Here is a 17,827-nt window from a genome sequence, read left to right as displayed (position 1 = left end):
GTTCCCGTGACCCCGGTCACACCCTCCCTCGGTCGGGTGCAGTTCAGCCCAGCGTCTCGGTGGCGACCGCGGCCAACCGGCGCTGACCTGCCGCGTTGGGGTGCAGGTGGTCGCCGGAGTCGAACTCCGGGCGCAGCCGTTCGGGTGCGGCGGCATCCCGCACGGCCGCGTCGAAGTCGAGCACCAGGTCGAACTCGCCGGAGTGGCGGATGAAGTGGTTGACCGCCTGGCGGGTGCGTTCGCCGTCGGGCTCGTAGCGCAGGAATCCGCCGTAGGGCGTGATGGTCGTGCCGATCACCTGGATCCCGCGGCGGTGCGCCTGGCGGAGGAACTCCCGGAGTCCGGCGATGATGATCTCGGGGTCGTACTGGTGGGGTTCCTGCTGGATGTCGTTGATCAGGTCGGTCAGCAGCACCGCACGCACCCCCGGCCGGATCGCGGAGTCCAGGCGGTGCAGGGCACTGGGCAGGCCGGGGCCGTTGTCGGTGAGCAGTCTGCTCGCGCTCAGGCTCTGGTTGGTCAGGCCCAGCCGGTCCGGCCAGGCCGACTCCGCACCGGAGATGGACGCGCCCAGCACCGCGATCTCCCCGGCCCGATCGAGCCGGACCCGCTGTTCCTGTCCACGCACCACCATGACCACGCCCACCAGCAGCGTCAGCACGGTCGCCGCGGCGTAGGCCACCCGCCTCACGCCCGCACCACCTTGAGCCGGGGTGTGCTCCAGCGGCGCAACAACAAGCGGCGGGCGGGCTTCTCCACCTGTTCATACAGCAGCCAGGACAGCAGCAGCGAGACGGCGAACACGGTGACGAACGCGGTCAGCGCCCACCAGAACGGCAGTCTGGGCGCGGTGCCCAGGACGACCTCGGCCAGGCGCAGCACCAGCAGGTGGACCATGTAGAAGGCGAAGGACCACTCCCCCAGCCGGACCAGCGCGGGCCGCCGCCACAGCGAGGGCGCGCCGGTCACGTCGGCCACGGCCGCGGCAGGCAGCAGCAGGGCGAATCCGAGCACGGTGCAGGCGGCGAAGCGGAATTCGCCGGGCACCTGGGCGGTGAGGAAGTAGCCGACCAGGGTCACCCCGACCGCCACGTCCAGGCCAGGGCCGCGCCAGCAACCGTTGCGCACCAACAGTCCCAGCGCGACCCCGAGCACGAACTCGGGCAGCCTGGCCAACGGGAAGGAGTACAGCGCCAGCCCCAGGAACGGCAAGACGAGCACCACCAGCACCGCGGCGGCGGCGATCCCGTACAGCCAGGCCGCCGATCCCTTGCGCAGCAACACGAACAGCAGCGGGAAGCACAGGTAGAAGAACGCCTCGCAGACCAGTGACCAGCTGACCGGGTTGAGTGCCTGCCACCAGTCCGGCCACCAGGAGCTGATCAGCAGCAGGTTGGCCGCGGTTTCGTTGCCACTGCCGGGTAACAGGCCGGGGACCAGGGTGGCGCCGAGGAGCACCGCGAGCGCCGCGGTGACCAGGTGCACCGGGTAGATCCGGGCGAATCGCCTGCGCCAGAACGTGGTCACCGGCTCGCCTGGTCTGGCTGACCAGGCGAGCACGAACCCGGAGAGGATGAAGAAGAAGGACACGCCCGTCGCGCCGGCGTCGAAGGCCCAGTGCACCACACCGCCGGCCGGGCCGTCGAAGTAGCCGAAGTTTCTTACGTGGTAAAGGAAAACGATGAGCGCGGCGACCCACCGCAAGCCGGTCAACGACGGCAACTGCCGGAACTCCGTGGTGGGCTTCACACTCTGTACTGCCCGTTGGGGGTAGGTGAGTTCCGTGACTCAGATCACGGTTTCAGCGGGCCCGGCCACAGGTATACGTCGGCTGGCACCGTGGCGCCGCGGAACCAGGCGGTGAAGAAGCCGTCCAGGTCCTGTCCGGACACCTCCTTCGCCAGGGCCTCGAACCGCGGCCAGTCCGCATAGGACGCCCGGTGCTCCTGCGGCCACCGGCGCAGCAGCCGGTCGAACGCCTGCTCGCCGAGCTGCCTGCGCAACGCGTGCAGGGCGAGCGGGCCCTTGTTGTACATCGTGATCCCCGGTGTCACGCCCGGCTGGTACAGCGGCTCCCAGAACGCGGGTTCGCCCCGTTTCGCGGCGACGATCTGGCGGTAGCGGGTATCCAGGTCCGCGCCCTCCTTGGCCTCCTGCCACAGCCAGGGCGCGTAGGAGGCGAAGCATTCGGACAGGCAGCTGTCCGCGGGCAGCCGGGGCGCGGTGGAGATCCCGTACCACTGGTGGGCCTGCTCGTGCACGACCGTCTCCAGGGTCATGTACCGCGGGTTGCCCGCGCCGAGGTAGACCGGGCGGGTCTGCGGCGCGGTGGCCGGTGCGTCGTCGCCGACCTGGAGGAAGACGTTGCCCGCCGCGTCGAAGGGGTAGCGGCCGAACTTGCCGGAGAGGAAGTCGAGGACCTCCGGCAGCCGGTCGGCCAGGGGCTTGGTCGCCGCCCGCAGGCCCGGCGCGTACGCGGTGACCACCGGGGTGCCGTCGGCCAGGGCGCCGCGCTCGGTGGTGAACCGGTCGATGGACACGCTCACGTGGTCGGGGTCGACCTCGGGTTCGGCCCAGTGGAACGTGCTCGACCCGGCGTCCCGCTGTCCCTCCCGGCCGACCGAGACCACGCCCCAGCCGGCCGGCACGGTCATCGCCAGGTGGAAGTCCGCCTTGTCCCTGGCCTGGTCACGGACCGGGAACCAGGACCGGGAGCTGCCAAGGAACGCATTGGCCCCGCCGGTGGTGGTGGCCAGCCAGCCGGGACCGGGCGTGCCGCCGTACTCGATCCGCAGCCGGAAGTCCGCGCCGGGACGGATCGGGGTCGCGGGCGTGATGCGGAGTTCGTCGTCGGCGTTGTGCGCGAAGGACTTCGCCGGGACCGAGTCAACCGTGACCGAGGTGACCCGCAACCCGGCGAGGCGGAGGGTGACGCGGTCCAGCGCGGTCCTGGCCTTGGCGCTGATCACGGCCGTGCCGCGCAGGGTCTGGACCTCGGGCCGGTGATCCAGGGTGAGGTCGTAGGCGGTGACATCGAGGTCCTCGGCGGTCCCGGCGGCCGCCGTACCGGCCCCGGCCACCGTGCCCGCCAGCACAGCGGCAAGCAGAACGCCGCCGACTCGTCGAGACCGTTGCCCAGTGATGGGTTTCATGCCCCCCACCGTCCTCCAGCCCTGTCCCCACCGGATGGTGGACATGTCGCGGTCCCGTCGCAGCAACCCCCCGTGTTGGCCGTTCTCGTACGGTGTGTTGGCCGTTGTGGGCGGTGTGTTGGCCGTTGTGGGCGGTGTGTTGGCCGAATGGCGTACCAGTTCGGCCAACACTGTGTACGACAACGGCCAACACGCCGGCGGGGTGCGGAGCGGGTGCTTAGGATTGGCTGTATGAGCGTGCAGACCGAGGTGCTGGCCTGGTTGCGGCACAAGGGAACCGAGGAGATCGCCCATCCCGGCGGCACCCTGTACGCCCACCTGGGCCGGGTGCGGGACCGCCTCGCCGGGCTGGGGCACAGTCAGGACGTCCAGCTGGCCGGGCTGACCCACGCCGCCTACGGCACCGACGGCTTCGCCCTGGCCCTGCTCGACTGGCAGGATCGCGCCCCGCTGCGTGCCCTGATCGGCGCGGCCGCCGAGGAGCTGGTCTACCGGTACGGGTCCTGCGACCGGGATCGCAGCTGGCCAGGGCTGGTGGCCACCGGCGAGGTCACCGACCGTTTCACCGGCGAGGTGCGCACGCTCTCCGGTGACCGGCTGGCCGAGTTCGTGGACCTCAGTATCGTCAACGAACTCGACGTGATCGAGCAGGACCCCACCCTGCTGGCCAAGCACGGCGACTACTTCCGCGAGCTGTTCACCGCCTGGTCGCCGGTGGCCGCCGAAGCCCTGCGCACCGACCTCCAGCGCCTGCTCGAGCGCTGACATGCGCCTGCTGTTCGCCGCGATGGCCGCCCACGGCCACACCTACCCGCTGGTGCCACTCGCCCAGGCCGCCATCCGGGCCGGACACGACGTCGTCTTCGCTGCCGGAGCCCCGTTCCTGCCGGTGCTGCACGCGGCCGGCCTGCCCGCGGTACCGGCCGGGATGGGCCTGCCCGAGGCGCTCGCGGCGGCCACGGCGGCGGGTGTCCAGGCCGGGGACCGGCAGGTCGGGCACGCGCTCGGCCAGGTCATGGCCCGGCAGTGGGCCGAGGACCTGGCGGTGCTGCTCGCCAGGCACCGCACCGAACTCCTGATCCACGACGTGACCACCCTCGGCGCGGCCCTGGCCGGGGCCCAGGCCGGGATTCCGGTGCTGGCACACACTTTCGGCCGGGTCGACCCAGGCCCCACCTGGAAGATGATCAACTGGGTCTTCACCGAGCTGGTCGAGGACGCCGGGCTGGACGCCGCGACTGTCCTGCACAGCGGTCGGGTGCTCGACATCTGCCCGGAATCGGTGCAAGCGCCCGGTTTCCTGGCCACCGCGGACCGGATCCCGCTGCGCCCGGTCGGCTGGTCCCCGCCCGGCGCGCCACCGCCGGTCCGCCGCCGCCCGCTGGTCTACCTCACCCTGGGCACCGCGTTCGCCACCCCAGAACTGTTGCGGCAGAGCCTGTTCGGACTGGCGACGCTGCCGGTGGACGTGCTGGTCACCACCGGCCCCACCGTGCCGGCCGCCGCACTGGGCGAGGTGCCCGGCAACGTGCGGGTCGAGTCCTGGGTGGCGCAGCAGGATCTGTTGCCCAGGGCCGACCTGGTCGTGCACCACGGCGGCAGCGGCACCATGCTGGGCGCGTTCCAGGCCGGTCTGCCGCAACTCCTGCTGCCACGGGCCGCCGACCAGTTCGGCAACGCCGAGGCCGTGGTCACCGCCGGTGCGGGCGCCCGCCTGCTGCCGGACGACGTCACCAGCGAGGCCGTGACCACGCTGGCCGAAGCCCTGCTCGCCGACCCGGGTCCGCGGGCCGCGGCACGCCGGATCGCGGCGGAGATCGCGGCCATGCCGTCCCCGGACCGGGTCGTCGCGGAGCTGACCGGGTAGGTGGTAATCCACACTGGACGGGCGGGGTGAGGGGCGGTACCGTGCCATTTGTTAACTATCTTTCCTAACTGTTTCGCAGACCTTGCCGTACCAGCCGCCGCCATGGCCCCTGCGTCAAGGAGAGTCCCCATGCGCGTCCACAGCAGACCTGTCCTCGTTGCCCTGTCCGTGCTCGCGGTGAGCCTGCCCGCCATGGCCGCGGCGGCCGCACCGCCCAACGGCAAGTGGCCGGGTGGCCCCGAGGTCAGCACCGCTGACAACGCGAACGTCTTCGGCGGCAACCTGAGCGGCCTGTCCTTCCAGAGCCCCGGCGTGCTGTGGGCGGTGAAGAACGGCCCCGGCACCCTGTACCGCCTGGTCCCGGACGGTGCGAACTGGCGACCGGATCCCAGCGGCGGCTGGGCGGCCGGTAAAGCCCTGCATTACCGCAACGGCAAGGGCGATCCCGACGCGGAGGGCGTGACGGCCACCCCGGACGGGATCTTCGCGGCCACCGAGCGCGACGGCGACAACGACAAGGTCAGCCTGGCCAAGATCCTGCGCTTCGACCCGGCGAGCACCGCTTCGTCCCTCAACGCCACCGCGGAATGGGACCTCACCGCGGACCTGCCCAAGGTGGCCGCGAACAGTGGACCAGAGGCCATCACCTGGGTCCCGGACAGCGTGCTCACCGCCCGCGGCTTCCAGGACGAACGGACAAAGGCCCCGTACCGCCCCGATTCCTACCCCGGCCACGGCACCGGCCTGTACCTCGTCGGCCTGGAGAACAACGGCGTGATCTACGCCTACGCCCTCAACCAGTCCGGCGGCGGCTACACCCGGGTCGCCACCATCCCCAGCGGCCTCCCGGCGATCATGGGCCTGGAGTTCGAGGCCGACACCGGCCGGGTGTGGGCCACCTGCGACAACACCTGCAAGGGCCGTTCAGCCACGCTGGAGGTCCGCGGCGGCAAGTTCACCGCGACCGCCACCTACGACCGCCCCACGCAACTGGCCAACCTGAACAACGAGGGCTTCGCCATCGCGCCGCCCTCGACCTGTGCCGGCGGCCGGAAATCAGTGGTGTGGGCCGATGACGGCAACACCGGCGGCCACGCCCTGCGCCGCGGCACCCTGCCCTGCACCGCAGGCGGCTGACGGTCCGACCAGGGGCGCCCGCGGGTTCGCTAGGGTGCGCTGGCATGGACGCCGCTGAACTCGACCGCCGGGCCCGGACCCAGTCCGACTGCATTCCGCCGCTCCTGGTCTCCCGGCTCCTGGAACTCGGCCACCAGAAAGAGGTCGAGTTCCAGGCAGGCCGCGGGGAATGGTTCTGCGCGCGGGAATGGGCCCGGCTGCTCGGCGAGCAGGGGCGGCAGGCCGAGGCGTTGGCGGTGCTCGCTCCCTACGTCGCCACGGGCTGGTGGCCCGCCGCCCGCACCCAGGCGGAACTGCTGGAGAGCTGGGGGCGGGCCGCGGAGGCGATCGAGTTCACCCGGCCGTACCCCAGGACCGTCGGACTCTCGCTGGAGTTCTTCGGGCGGCTGCTGGCCAGGAACGGGCGCCAGGAGGAGGCGATCACGTTGCTGAGCCCCGGAATGGACGACTGGGGCCTGGCCACCGCGCTGGTGGAGGTGGCCGAGGGAGCGGGCCGGGACGAGGAACTCGCCGCGCAGCTGGCCGCGAGGATCCCGGCCGAGCACCGGTGCGCTGATCCGTGGTGCTGCCGCGGCCTCGACCAGGACACCGCGATCCTCCTGCTGGCCAAGATCCGCGAGCGCCAGGGCCACCTCGACGAGGCGATCACCCTGCTGCACGACCGCGACCAGTTGGCCGATCTGCTGGCCAGGCATGACCGGCTAGCGGAACTGCGGGCGTACGCGGCGTCGGACTCCCAGGGGCACGCCGCGAAGCGCCTGGCCGAGGTGCTGGAGGAGCGCGGTGACCTGGCAGGCGCGATCGCCGTGTACCGGCAGTCCCATGGTTCGTTCGAGCTGGCGCAGCTGCTCCTCCGGCATGGCCGGGGCGAGCAGGCGATCGAGGTGCTGCGCGCGCTCACCGATGAGCCCGACGGCGCGGAGGACTGGATCGTCGAGACGCTCTGCACCCTGTACACCGACCATGGCCGGGCCCGGGAGGGCCTGGCCTACCTCGACATCCTCACGGCGCGCCGCGACGGCGAGGAGGAGTGGGACTTCTTCCGGCTGCGGCTTCCGCTCCTGGCCGCCTGCGGCCAGCTCGACGACGCGCTCGAACAGGCGCGGGCGCACCCCGAGGGCGACACCGCCTACGCGGCCTGGACCATCTCCGACCTGCTCGCCGAGCACGGCCGCACCGAGGAGGCGGTCACGGTCCTGGCCGCGCACGCCCCCGCCCACTCCCACGTGCTGGCAGGCCACCTCATCAGCCTCGGCCGGATCAAGGAGGCGGTGGCGGTCCTTCAGCCCGGCGAGGCCAGCGTGCGCGCCACCTCCATCACATAGCGGCCGTAGGCCGAGTCGATCATGGCGTGGCCGAGCGGGATGAGCTGCCCTCGGCCCTGTTCCACGTCGACCCGGTTGACGTCGGTGATCTCCAGTTCGCCGCGGTCGGAGGGCTTGATGCCGCGGGCGATGTCGAAGACGTCGTTGTCGTAGCAGTACAGGCCGGTGATCGCCTGGTCCGGCTTGGGGTTGCTGGGCTTCTCCTCCATCGAGACCAGGCGGCCTGCCTGGTCGAGATCCTTGCGCGCGCAGGTGAGCACCCGGGAGAAACCGGTGCCCTGGAAGATGTTGTCGCCCAGCACCAGCGCCACCTGGCAGCCCGCCCCGCCGCAGCTGGTGCTGCTCGACCCCGAACCCGCTGAATCCACCGAGGACATGGACACCCTGGCCAAATCGCTGATCACGATCTTCGAGGACCTCAGCGGCGAGGCACTGGCCCACGCCGGGCTGGACGAGATCAAGTCCACGGTCGGCTCGGTGCTGGCGGACAGCGCGCAGGAGGGAATCCAACGGCTGCGACGGGAGATCCTGGCCACACCGACCCCGGCCGCGATCGTGCCGCGCCTGGAAACCCTGGTGGCACAACGGAACTGACCGGAAGCGCGGCCATCTCAGCCCTTTCGCGCGACCCGGCGGCCACCGAATGACGCGCTGATCGCGGTCCGGCCGTGGGTGATCGGATCACCGGACACCCCGACACGATGCGAGACGTGAAACTGTTGTCAAGAACAGTCGGCGGCGGACGGGTGCTCGTGATCACCACCCTGTCCGCCGCCCTGCTGGCCGGTACCGTCCAGCCAGTGCACGCCGGTGCCGAGCCACCGGTCTCCCTCACCGACACCCAGTGGTCCAGCGTGCTCTTCGCCGCGGGCATGCGGATCAAGAACGACGGCCTGGACCTCGACAAGGACGTCATCGCCAGCGCCGAACTGCTGGACTGGCGGGCCGCCAACCCCGGCGCGGACGCCCGCACGGTCCGGATCCACCTCGGCGAACTGCGCTCGGCCTTCAACAGCAAGCTCTCCGCCGAGCAGACCAGGCAGCCGCACGCGGAGATCCTGCGCAGGCTGCTCACCATCACCTACGACACCCCCGGCACGGTGATCACCGGCCCTCGGCTGACCCGGCTGCTCGCCGTGGTCGCCGGGCGGGATCTCACCCAGGCGGTCAAGACCCGGCAGCAGCGGCTCACCGGGGCACAGCAGGGCCTGGACCTGGACGCGGCGTTCGCCGGGTTCGAGTCCGAGGTGTGGGCCGCGGTGCACGAGCTGGCCGCGCGGGACGCGGTGTTCGCCGCGGGCTGGCGGGAGCAGATCGGCGCGGCCGCCCCCGGCCAGCCCTTCGCTCTGGACGCCACCGCGGACGTGAACACGCTCAAGTCGTTGCCGGTCCTGCGGGACATGGTCAACGTGGACGCCTTCAAGGCCAGTGGCGAACGGGGCCGGACCGCCTTCGTCGCCGAGGGCGCCCGCCAGCTGGCCCCCGCCCAGGACAAGCTGGACGCGGCCACCCAGCAGCTCACCGACCTGCTCAAGGCCACCGAGGGCGGGCAGCCGATGCCGGGCACCGAGGTGCCCGCGCCGGACAAGGCCGCGGTGGAGCAGGCCGCCAGGGAGGCCAAGGACCGGCAGAAGATCATCGACGACGCCAAGGGCGTGGTCGAGTACGTGGTCGGCGCGCTCAAGTACCTCGACGACGGCGCGAGCGCGAAGCTGAAGATGTGGGCCGAGACCGCCTACAAGATCGCCACCCAGGCCAATCAGCTGATCGCCGCGGTGAAGACCCTGGCCGCGGCCACCGGCATCGGCGCGACCTTCGGCGGGATCGGCGCGGTGGTCGGCGCGGCCGTGGGGCTGGTGCAGATCTTCGCCGGGCTGCTCGGCGGCGCGGACAAGCAGGCCCAGCAACAGATCATGGACGTGATCAACCGCGGTTTCCAGAACGTGCAACGCAGTCTGGAGATCATCCACGAGACGATGAACAAGCGCTTCGACCGGATCGACAGCGCGCTCAACACCATCTACACCGAGATGCGCACCGGGTTCGCCGAACTGGGTCAGCTCATCCAGCAGGTCGGCGCGAACCTCGCGGTGGTGCACGACCAGCTGCTGACCCTGCAGACCCGGTTGCAGTCCTTCGGGAAAGCCATCCTGGACGGGCTCAGCGACGGCCAGAAGGTCGAGTTCCTCAACGCGGTCACCCAGTACGTGGACTACCCGGCCTACAACAACGGCGCCACCCTGCCCAGCTACGACAACCACTACGTGCCCGCGGTGTCCCGGTTCCTCACCATGGGCACCGATGTGGCCCGCAACAGCACCTTCACCGCGCACAACTACACCGACACCGACGCGTTGAGCGTGCTGGGCCACAAGGGCGCGTCCGGCTCGGTGGACTGGCTGGCCAACTACGCCAACCAGAACTACGGCACCCAGTTCACCGTCTCCCAGCCCGGCGTCGGAGTGTCCAATGTGGACCTGTGGGCCTCGGCCGCCCGCGCCTACTACCTGACCGCGCTGCAGAACCCGAAACTCGCCGGGCAGGAAGGACCCGCGCAGCAGCGGGCCACCGACCTGATCAACACCGGCGCGGAGGTCAGCAGGCAGACCAAGCGGTTCAACGCCCCGGACCTAGCCCGCGAGGACAAGGTCAGCGCGCTCTACCGCGGCCTGGCCACCGACTACAAGTCCAAATTGGACAACTTCCTGTCCGCCACCGGCTCGGACACCCTGCGCAAGCGGTCGCCGGTGATGGCCGATGGCAGGCAGTTCGACCTGTTCAACCCCTACCAGCAACTCACCACCGAGCAGAACGCCAAGCTGTCCCCGCCGCCGCCGACCACACGCTCCTGCGACGGCTCGCACTGGGCGGAGATCAAGACCCCGCCGTTCATCGACGAGCTGGACAGCGTGCACGCCCGCGCCTACCCGTTCCGGATCGGGCGCTGGATCGACCCCGGCTGGGGCCTGCAGGTCTGCTACGAGGGCGCCACGGTGACCCGCTCGCCCACCGAGGCGATCTGCACCTCCAGCAACTGCCAGTACACCTTCCACACCAGGCTGGACATCCGCTTCTTCGAGTCGGTGACCGGCCCGCCCGGACCGCCGCGCCGCTGGCGGCAGCTCAACGGCATCAAGTACTTCCCCACCTGCATCTGGAACGGCAGGCCCGGTCAGCCCGCGCCGCCGCCCCCGCACTGCTCAAACTCCGACGTCAGCCCGAACCTGGAGCAGGCGCTACAGGCCGATGTTCGCTACACGCACCGCTTCGACCAGAACCACCACTTCCCGGTCGAGGGCGATCCGGTGGCCGAGCTGATCAGCGAGCGGCAGGCGCGGTTCTACGACGTGGTGGCCTACGAGCTGAGCAAGGACGGCATCGCCGCCGGGCACGCGCTCAACAACACCGTGCTGCTCTACCAGGCATACACCGACCTGGGTTTCCCGCGCGCCAAGCTCAACGACGACCAGTTGCACGCGCTGCTCTACGGCGCGCACGGCCTGATCGCCAACCGCCCGCCGGTGCCCGGCAGCGTCGGCAGTCCGATGCTGACCGCGCTCTACCAGCAGGCGGCGAAAGCACAACGGGAGGGCGGCGGCAAGCTCGTGCTGAACCTGTTGAACGACACCAAACCCAGCGAGACGCCGATCGACTGCGCGAGCTTCCGCGCGGTGGGCGTTGACCCGATCTCCCGCTGCCTGCAACAGATCGGCGCGGCTCGCGGCGACCGGCTGTACCAGCGGATGAGCACCCAGTTCCGGGCGGTGGCCGACGGCACCCAGACCCAGACCCTGCCACTGGTGGACGAGGTGCTCGACACCCTCAAGCTCGCCAGGCAGCACGCCCGCGCCAGTTACCCCAACGGCGTCTCGAACTAGTTCTTCCCTTTGTCCTGAAAGGAAGTGAGTCATGCGCGTGCGCGAAATCCGCCACGGGCTGCTCGTGGTCCTGTCCTCGGCCACCGTGCTGGCGGCGTTGCCGCTCCCGGCCGCCGCGGCCACCCCGGCCAACACACCGGGAGTGATCACCACCTACGCCGGCAACGGCACCACCACCGGCCCACTCGGCGACAACGGCCCGGCCACCGGCGCCCTGCTCGACTCCCCCGCCGGACTGGCCAGGGACGCCGCGGGCAACACCTATGTCGCCGAGTACTGGGGTTCCCGGGTCCGCAAGATCGCCCCCGATGGCGTGATCAGCACCGTCGCGGGCACCGGCCAGTTCGGCTCCGGGCCCGACGGCGGCCCGGCCACCGCGACCCAGTTGCAGACCCCGCACGGGCTCGCCATCGACAGCAAGGGCAACCTCTACCTGTCCGACTACCTGGCCTCGCGGGTGCGCAAGGTCAGCCCGCAGGGTGTGATCAGCACGGTCGCGGGCACCGGGGCGTACGGCTACGGCGGCGACGGCGGCCCTGCCGCGCAGTCTGTCCTCAATGGACCGTCGGGGCTGGCCGTTGACAAGGCGGACAACCTCTACATCGCCGACACCGACAACAACCGCATCCGCCGGATCACCGCCGACGGCCGCATCAACACCGTCGCGGGCACCGGCGCGCCGGGCACCGAGACCGACCGGCTGACCGCGCCGCGCGGTGTCGTGGTCACCGCCACGGGCATCCTGTACATCGCCGACACCGGCAACAACCGCGTGCAGCTCAAGGAACCGACCTCGCCCTACGCCCGCCCCGTCGCGGGCCAGGGCGCGCCGTTCCAGGCGATCAAGGAGCTGAACGGGCCACGCGGCGTCGGCCTGGACCCTGGCGGCAACATCTACATCGCCGACACCGGCAACAACCGGGTGCTCGCGCTGACCGCCCAGCTCAAGGCCCGCGTCCAGGCCGGTGACGGCACCGCCGGGTTCGCCGGGGACGGCGGCCAGGGCCTGGTGGCCCGGGTGAGCGCGCCGGGCGCGGTGCTCACCGATGGTTCGTCGCACCTGTTCCTCGCCGACCGGGACAACCACCGGGTGCGCCGGGTCCAGGCCGGACGGCTGATGAGCACGTTCGCCGGGGATGGCAGCCAGAGCGGCCAAGGCGACGGTGGCCCGGCGCTCAAGGCGGGCTTCTACGAGCCGAGGGCGGTCGCCATCGGCCGGGACGGCACCATGTACGTGACCGATCCCCAGCTCGGCTCCATCCGCAAGATCACCCCGGCCGGGATCATCTCCACCGTGGTGACCCGCGCCAAGGCGCCACACGGAATGGCCGTGGACAGCGCGGGCAACCTCTTCTTCGCCGACGCCTACGACGCCGTGGTGCGCAAACTCGACACCCTGGGCGTGCTCACCACCGTGGTCGGGCGCACCAGGGAAACCGGCTTCGCCGGGGACGGCGGCCCGGCGACCGCGGCGCTGCTGGGCGCGGAGCCGCAGTACATCGCCTTGGACGGAGCCGACAACCTCTACATCGCCGACAACGCCAACTTCCGGATCCGCATGGTCACCCCGCAGGGCATCATCTCCACCTTCGCCGGCACCGGGGTGAAGGGCTACGCCGGCGACGGCGGCCCGGCGACCGCCGCTCAGTTCAACCCGGCTACCTCCTACGCCTCGGTGGCCGCCGACCACGCGGGCAACGTCTACTTCGCCGACAAGGGCAACCGCCGCATCCGCAAGATCAACACACAGGGCGTGATCAGCACGGTCGCGGGCAACGGCGCCGAGCCCTCGCCGATCCTGTCACCGCCCCAGCCGGACGGCGCCCAGGCGACCTCGATCGCGCTGTGGTCGCCCGGCCAGATCGCCACCGACCGGGCCGGGAACTTCTACTTCGACGAGATCGGCCGGATCCGCAAGGTCGACGCGAACGGCGTGCTGCACACCATGGCGGGCCCGGACGCCCGACCCGGCGAGGGCCACGACCTCACCAGTGGCGGCGACGGCGGTCCCACCGCACTGGCCGAGTTCGGGCGTGCCTGGGGCCTGACCCTCGACGCGGCAGGGAACGTGTACGTGGCCGACGGCCAGACCCGGACGATCCGCCGGATTCCAGCCTGACCCCACGCGTACGGCCGGATGCCCGCTGATCTACGCGATCAGCGGGCATCCGCTTGTGATCACCCTGCTGGCCAACCGTTGCTCAGGTCAGTTGGGCACAACGACTTCCTGACCAAGCTTGGCTTCAACAGTGCTCGTATCCAAAGGATCAAGCAGATAATCCCGCGCCGTCACGGACACCTTTACCAGCCCCTCCCCTGTCTGGATCTCGCTCTCCGGACCCACGATCTCGCCGGCACCGGACGAAATCGTGGTCGGGCCATACCTGTCACTGGCAGGAGTCTTTCCGCCAGCGAACACGGATTCATACGCCCAAATGCTCGGCGTCAACTCCGGAACTCCGCCAATCTGAATGTTGCTCATCCTGATCTGATACACCACCTTCCCCTGCTTCCCGTAGGCGCAGAACGTGAAGGTGGCCTTTCGAGTACCGTCAGCCGATGCCTGCGTAACCGGGGCCTGACACTCGAACTGCTCCTGCGGGGCGGCCGAAGCAGCAGCAGGCAGTGCGATCAAAGAAGCACAGGTTCCCAGCAAGGCAGTCAAGGTCACTACCGTCCGATGTAAGCTTGTGCCCATTTCAGCCATTCCTTCCACTAAATAGTCCGAGCCACCAAGAAGGCGCGGCCGACATCCTAGAGAACCACGACATCACTCTTCACACTGGCGGATACCGACTGCGCGGCATCCGCGCTTGTGACTTCCACGTCAGCATTGAGTGTCGCAAGTCCTGGCTTCATTCCAGGATCAGTGGCGGGCAACGTGGAAAGCTCGGTGTTCCCGGCCGCCCCGACAAAAGTTCCGTTGAGGGTGGCGACGATCGGATCCCCGGCAGCAGGCTTGACCGAGAGGTTGGCGCCAGCCGTGTGACTGCCGGTGTCCGCTACCCAATTGACGGAATCGAATTTCTGGAAGTTACCGAACTCGACGCGAACTTTGATCTTTCCAGCCGTGCTGGCCGTCAGCGGACTAGCACACAGTCGAACATCCACACGATGGTTTGAGTCCGCGGAGTATCCCGAGACCCAGTCGCCACACTTGAGATTTTCCTCTTCAGCAGAGGCCCCCGGCGCGAGCAGCACGGATGACACCAGCCCTGCTAATGCGCCCAGAATCAAGCTCCGATTCTTTCCGGTATTCACCAGAACACCCTTTCTGATCCAGCAGAAACCACAGGAACGGTCAGCCATTCTTCAGCAGCAGTACTGCGCATACCCAATTCGCGCACCCAAGCACGCGCAGGCGCCTGCCTACAGGCCGAAAATCTTGAGCACCTTCCTGATGATCGGGATGATGATCTTAAGAAAGGGCCCGATCACAGGAATCGACCCGAGAGCATTACCCAGTGCTTCCATAATCTGATCCAACATCACATACCTCCGACTTTTGGGATGATTTCCGCCGACACGCGGCTGAATGTCGTACCCATACAAGCGGTCTGCCGCGGAAGTCCTGCGGCTCGACCTGACCTCAAGCTAGCGCAGCAATGAATACGATCGCCACCATCCAGCCCATCATTATCCCGATGACCAGAATCGCTTCAAGCTATACGCCACGCCACAACCGCCACCGCGCACTGACCCGTGTGTTTTTCCATCAACCGCCCCGGTCCCCACTTCTGGGTCATCCCCTTGACTTCAAGTTCCGCGCTGACCTGAACTGACTTACCTCGATCAACCTGGCCCGTTTCACCACGTGTCGCCTGATTCCCGAGTTGGAGAACCCGATGGATGACCTGCCGGACTTCAGCCTCACGCAGTTGTTCTATTTCGCCGCCGCCGCCGAAGCGGAAAACATCTCCACCGCAGCCCGGGAACTGCACGTCTCCCAGGCGGCCATGTCCGCCGCCATCAAACGACTAGAGGCGGAGTTCGGCTTTCCGCTTCTCTCCCGTTACCAGTCCCGAGGTGTCACGGTCACCCCCGCTGGCAGACGCCTACTCCCCATGGCCAGGAAGTTGCTCCGCGACGCCGCCGCCCTCACGGCCTATACGCGGCAGGCGGACGAGGTCGCCGGCGTCCTGAAGATCGGCTGCCTTTCCCTGATCACCCCATTCGTGCTCCCCCCGGTACACCGGCAGCTCGCCCAGCGTCACCCCGCCCTGTCCCCGCAGGTGACCGAGGCCGGGATGGAAACCCTGCGCGAACTGCTGCGAGCGGGCACCCATGAGCTGGTCATCACCCATCCCGTGGACCCTGCCGACGAATTCGCCACCGTCCACCTCGCCGACCTGCGCCCCTACGCGATGGTCGCGGCAGATCACCCCTTCGCCGGGATCGGGCGCGCCGGTCTGGCCGACCTTGCCGGGGAACCGCTGCACACCAACGTGGAGCCCGGCCCGCTCCAGTTCGTCCGGCGGCTCTTCGACCGGGCCGGCCTGCCCGCGCCACAGGTCAGCCCAGTCGGTTCGTATGAGATGTTGCGGGGCACGGTGTCGGCGGGCCGGGGATTCGGCATCGTGTACTTCCGGCCGGCCACGCCAGTGACCCTCGACGGCGGCCGCGTCGCCCTGCTCGAACTCACCGACGACCTCGGCACGGCGCCGGTGGGCATCCAGATGTTGCCCGGCCAGCGACCAAGCCGCCGGATCGAGGCATTCATCGCCGCCTGCCGCACCGCGCTGACCACCGGCGCAGGCACACCGGCAGCCCAGGGACCGGCGGAATCATGCACGATATCGCATCCGTTGACGAAGTAAATAAACCTTCCTAACCTCAGCTCATGTCTGAGACTCCGCGAGGCAGAAGGTCTCAACCCACCCGCGACGCCGCCAACGCGCCCCGCCTCGCGGAGCTGTACGACGACGCCATGCGGCGCCCCTCCCGCCGCACCGTCCTCCGGGTCGGCGCCCTGGGCGCCGCCGCACTCGCCACCGGCGGTGTGCTGGCACCCGGGACCGCCGCCGCCGCGCCGGCCGGTCCGACCGTGTTGCTCAACGCCGACATCGTCGCCGGGTCGGCGTTACGGCCGTTCGGGCGGCATCTGGCCTTCGGCGCGGACGCCGCCCGCTCGGTGGTGGTCTCCTGGCAGACGCCGGCCAGGGTGACCGCGCCCTACCTCCGCTTCGGCACCAGTCCCGGCGAGTTCGGCTCGGCCGTGCCGGCCGAGGTGCGCGCGCTGACCAGTGATCTGGCCTGGCAGAAACCGGATCACACCTTCTCCCCGCACCTGGGCAAGGCGGTCACCCAGCACTACCACCACGTCCGGCTGGACGACCTGCTGCCCAACACCACCTACTACTACCTGGTTGGCCACCAGGGTTACGACCCGACCACCAGTGGGCGGATCGGCGAGCTGGCCACCTTCCGGACCGCGCCGACCCCGGCCGGTGGCGGCGCCTTCGCCTTCACCGCCTTCGGCGATCAGGGCGTGAACTACAACGCGCTGGCCACCAACAGCCTGGTCGCCGATCTCGCGCCCCAGTTCCACCTGGCCATGGGGGACATGAGTTACGCGCTCAACGGCGAGGGCGGCCACCCGGCCGAGGACATCTACGACGCGCGCAAGTGGGACTCCTTCTTCGCCCAGAACGAGCCGATCGCGGCGGAGATCCCGTGGATGGTCGCGCTGGGCAACCACGAGATGGAGGGCTGGTACGACAACTTCGGCTACGGCGGGATGCGGGCCCGGTTCTCCATGCCGGACAACGCCTGGGCCGGATCGACCTGTGTCTACTCCTGGCGGTACCAGAACGTCGGGCTGCTCAGCCTGGACGGCAACGACATCTGCTACAACAGCCCGTCCAACCTGAACTACACCGAGGGCAAGCAGCTGCGCTGGCTGGAGGCGCAGCTGGCCAGGTTCCGCGGTGATCCGACCATCGACTTCATCGTGGTCTACTGCCACCAGTGCACCTACTCCACTTCGGACTCCAACGGCGCGGAGCTTGGCGCGCAACAGAAGTGGGCCCCGCTGTTCGACCGCTACCAGGTTGACCTTGTCCTCAATGGACACAACCACGTCTACGAGCGCACCGACCCGATCCGCGGCGACAAGGGCACCCGGACCGCGCCGATCCGCAGCACCGTCAACCCGGTCAAGGACGGCACCACCTACATCACCGCGGGCGGTGGCGGCGAGAGCGTCAACAAGTGGACCGACCGCGCCATCGACGACTCCTACCTGGGCCACGTCCGGGACGCCACCGCGACGATGCGGCTGGACCAGCAGGACGGTCCGACCGAGCTGATCAAGGTGAACTGGTCCCGGGTGCGTTACCGGGGCTACAGCCTGGTCTCCGGCGAGGTCACCCCGGCCGCCAACGGCAATCCCGCCCAGCTGAGGATCCGCGCGCTCACCGAGACGGGCGTGCTGGTCGACGAGATCACCCTGCGGCGCGGCTGATCCCT

The 17,827-nt window shown here is 69.5% G+C and carries 15 protein-coding genes; 9 read left to right on the top strand and 6 right to left on the bottom strand.

The window, feature by feature from the left end; genetic code table 11:
- Window positions 1-43 precede the first annotated feature (43 nt).
- From HNR67_RS24510 to HNR67_RS24500, 3 genes are read right to left on the bottom strand one after another with little or no spacing between them, the layout of a single operon-like run.
- Window positions 44-691 carry a GDSL-type esterase/lipase family protein gene (locus HNR67_RS24510; protein WP_185004577.1) on the bottom strand — a complete coding sequence of 216 codons (648 nt, stop codon included), beginning with the start codon at window positions 689-691 and terminating at the stop codon, window positions 44-46.
- Window positions 688-1,749, bottom strand: a complete 1,062-nt coding sequence (locus tag HNR67_RS24505; RefSeq protein WP_185004576.1) for an acyltransferase family protein — start codon at window positions 1,747-1,749, stop codon at window positions 688-690. The genes HNR67_RS24510 and HNR67_RS24505 overlap by 4 nt, the downstream gene beginning before the upstream one ends.
- A gap of 44 nt (window positions 1,750-1,793) precedes the next feature.
- Window positions 1,794-3,152 (bottom strand): M1 family metallopeptidase, encoded by a 1,359-nt coding sequence (locus HNR67_RS24500; protein WP_185004575.1) that lies wholly within the window; start codon window positions 3,150-3,152, stop codon window positions 1,794-1,796.
- A 231-nt stretch (window positions 3,153-3,383) separates the two neighbouring features.
- Here HNR67_RS24500 and HNR67_RS24495 point away from each other — a divergent pair, with 231 nt between their 5' ends.
- From HNR67_RS24495 to HNR67_RS24480, 4 genes are all read left to right on the top strand, one after another.
- Window positions 3,384-3,917 (top strand): DUF6817 domain-containing protein, encoded by a 534-nt coding sequence (locus tag HNR67_RS24495; protein ID WP_185004574.1) that lies wholly within the window; start codon window positions 3,384-3,386, stop codon window positions 3,915-3,917.
- 1 nt (window position 3,918) lies between these two features.
- The gene (locus HNR67_RS24490) at window positions 3,919-5,019 is read left to right on the top strand and encodes a glycosyltransferase (RefSeq protein ID WP_185004573.1); all 1,101 of its coding nucleotides are present in this window, start codon (window positions 3,919-3,921) and stop codon (window positions 5,017-5,019) included.
- 129 nt (window positions 5,020-5,148) lie between these two features.
- The gene (locus HNR67_RS24485; protein WP_185004572.1) at window positions 5,149-6,156 is read left to right on the top strand and encodes an SdiA-regulated/phytase-like domain-containing protein; all 1,008 of its coding nucleotides are present in this window, start codon (window positions 5,149-5,151) and stop codon (window positions 6,154-6,156) included.
- Window positions 6,157-6,200: 44 nt separating this feature from the next.
- The gene (locus HNR67_RS24480) at window positions 6,201-7,481 is read left to right on the top strand and encodes a tetratricopeptide repeat protein (RefSeq protein ID WP_185004571.1); all 1,281 of its coding nucleotides are present in this window, start codon (window positions 6,201-6,203) and stop codon (window positions 7,479-7,481) included.
- Here the strand turns inward: HNR67_RS24480 and HNR67_RS24475 are convergent.
- Window positions 7,439-7,783: a sugar phosphate nucleotidyltransferase gene (locus tag HNR67_RS24475; RefSeq protein WP_312987942.1), complete on the bottom strand. Its 345-nt coding sequence runs from the start codon at window positions 7,781-7,783 to the stop codon at window positions 7,439-7,441. The two genes, HNR67_RS24480 and HNR67_RS24475, sit on opposite strands and share 43 nt — an antisense overlap.
- On the opposite strand from HNR67_RS24475, the gene HNR67_RS24470 reads away from it, so the two are divergent.
- The 3 genes from HNR67_RS24470 (at window position 7,767) to HNR67_RS24460 (ending at window position 13,478) form a co-directional block, all read left to right on the top strand.
- On the top strand, window positions 7,767-8,075 hold the full coding sequence (locus HNR67_RS24470) for a hypothetical protein (protein WP_185011810.1): 309 nt from the start codon (window positions 7,767-7,769) through the stop codon (window positions 8,073-8,075). The two genes, HNR67_RS24475 and HNR67_RS24470, sit on opposite strands and share 17 nt — an antisense overlap.
- A 116-nt stretch (window positions 8,076-8,191) precedes the next feature.
- The gene (locus HNR67_RS24465; RefSeq protein WP_185004569.1) at window positions 8,192-11,359 is read left to right on the top strand and encodes a hypothetical protein; all 3,168 of its coding nucleotides are present in this window, start codon (window positions 8,192-8,194) and stop codon (window positions 11,357-11,359) included.
- A gap of 31 nt (window positions 11,360-11,390) precedes the next feature.
- A complete protein-coding gene (locus tag HNR67_RS24460) occupies window positions 11,391-13,478 on the top strand; it encodes an NHL domain-containing protein (protein ID WP_185004568.1) in 2,088 nt (695 codons plus the stop codon).
- Window positions 13,479-13,565: 87 nt separating this feature from the next.
- Here the strand turns inward: HNR67_RS24460 and HNR67_RS24455 are convergent, their stop codons facing one another.
- Complete coding sequence (locus HNR67_RS24455; RefSeq protein ID WP_185004567.1) at window positions 13,566-14,024, bottom strand: hypothetical protein; 459 nt, start codon at window positions 14,022-14,024, stop codon at window positions 13,566-13,568.
- Window positions 14,025-14,113: 89 nt separating this feature from the next.
- A complete protein-coding gene (locus HNR67_RS24450) occupies window positions 14,114-14,620 on the bottom strand; it encodes a hypothetical protein (protein ID WP_185004566.1) in 507 nt (168 codons plus the stop codon).
- Between the two features lie 584 nt (window positions 14,621-15,204).
- Here HNR67_RS24450 and HNR67_RS24445 point away from each other — a divergent pair.
- Both HNR67_RS24445 and HNR67_RS24440 read left to right on the top strand, forming a co-directional pair.
- On the top strand, window positions 15,205-16,176 hold the full coding sequence (locus HNR67_RS24445; RefSeq protein ID WP_185004565.1) for a LysR family transcriptional regulator: 972 nt from the start codon (window positions 15,205-15,207) through the stop codon (window positions 16,174-16,176).
- A gap of 23 nt (window positions 16,177-16,199) precedes the next feature.
- Window positions 16,200-17,822, top strand: a complete 1,623-nt coding sequence (locus tag HNR67_RS24440; protein WP_185004564.1) for a purple acid phosphatase family protein — start codon at window positions 16,200-16,202, stop codon at window positions 17,820-17,822.
- The last annotated feature ends 5 nt before the right edge of the window (window positions 17,823-17,827 follow it).

It is taken from the genome of Crossiella cryophila (genome assembly GCF_014204915.1).
GTDB classification, from domain to species: Bacteria; Actinomycetota; Actinomycetes; order Mycobacteriales; family Pseudonocardiaceae; genus Crossiella; species Crossiella cryophila.
Note: the sequence above shows the minus strand (reverse complement) of the source record. Positions and strands in the feature narration are given on the sequence as shown.